Below are 1,245 nucleotides of genomic sequence, written 5' to 3' on the forward strand. Positions count from 1 at the left end.
CCGCATATGTCCGCGAGTCGAGCAGCGCCTTCGCCACGAAATGAGCAGAACGCCTTACGAGCATCGACCGCCGGCTGCTGCGCATGCGCGATGATGAGGCATGGTCTCGCAGCGGACCCGTTCCGACAGATGCTGCACCAGGGACGAGGCGACCTTATCCAACAAGGCACCACTTGCGCTGTTTGTGGAGACGAGCGTCGGCTGCATCCATGCGGCTGCTTGAGTGGTGAAGACTCTGAACGACGGTTCCTACGGCGCTGCCGGCGCAATCGGCTGCTTGGGGGACGCGTGACGCAGTCAAAGCTCCCCTTGCCAAGCACGGAGCAGGCGAGTGAGAGAGCAGATGAATAGGCGTGTCGCCAATATTTTTGCATTGCTCTAATCGATTATAGTTGTGAGGAGCAATTTGAGACCATTTACTTGCGGCTCAAGTCACCCATAAAAGAAGGCAAGCACCGATTCGGTAGCTTATCCCCTGTCTTTCGCGTACTCGCGGCCGTGGCGCCGGGTGAACGATTGAAGACCGCCGGTCTCACTCGCAGGTGGGCGCCAGGGCGTGGGGCGGTTGGCAAGCCACAGGAGTAGGACAATGTCGAAGGATTCGGGTAAGGGCGATAATCACGGCGGCGGACCGGGCAAGATCGAGATCACGGTGGTGGTGAACGGCCAGCCCACGCAGGTCGAAGCCAATCCCAACCAGCCGCTTCACGTCATTCGTACCAAAGCCCTTGAGAACACGCAGAATGTCGCCCAACCAGCCGAGAATTGGGAATTCAAGGATGAGGCCGGCAACTTGCTCGATGTCGACAAGAAGCTTGGCGACTTCGGTTTCCCGAATACTGTGACCCTGTTCCTCAGCCTGAAGGCGGGCGTCGCAGGTGCCTAAACACCAAAGTGTGGATCCGGAGGTCTCCCGAGCGAAGTTTGATCGGGAGATCGGCCGGTTCCGGCCATATGCTGATGTCTATCGGGCTCAGGGCTGCTTCTTGATCGAGGCGACCTTTCCGCGCGCTTTCTTCATTTTCGCCAGCCCCAAGTTAAAGCCACGGGTGGTCAGCGCAGCGAGCGAGGTCGACTTCACCGACTACGACTTAAGACCACCGTCCGTGGTCTTCGTCGATCCGTTTACGCGTCATCCGATTGCCCGGAAAGATCTATACCTGAAAATGCTTAGACGTCCGCCGCTGCCCGGAACGCCGCCGTAGATGATAGGAGCGCTCATCCAGCAGAACGCCGTGCCTGTCT

Annotated in this window: 2 protein-coding genes; both read left to right on the forward strand. The window is 58.7% G+C overall.

All coding sequences use genetic code 11. The annotated features are described in order from the left end of the window. The first annotated feature begins 589 nt into the window (after positions 1-589). On the forward strand, positions 590-886 hold the full coding sequence (locus tag EN884_RS36340; RefSeq protein ID WP_024505654.1) for a DUF2604 domain-containing protein: 297 nt from the start codon (positions 590-592) through the stop codon (positions 884-886). Positions 887-896: 10 nt separating this feature from the next. Then, the gene (locus tag EN884_RS36345; RefSeq protein WP_245492055.1) at positions 897-1,205 is read left to right on the forward strand and encodes a putative metal-binding protein; all 309 of its coding nucleotides are present in this window, start codon (positions 897-899) and stop codon (positions 1,203-1,205) included. Positions 1,206-1,245: the final 40 nt, after the last annotated feature.

The organism is Mesorhizobium sp. M7A.F.Ca.AU.001.01.1.1, assembly GCF_004022735.1.
GTDB lineage: Bacteria > Pseudomonadota > Alphaproteobacteria > Rhizobiales > Rhizobiaceae > Mesorhizobium > Mesorhizobium ciceri.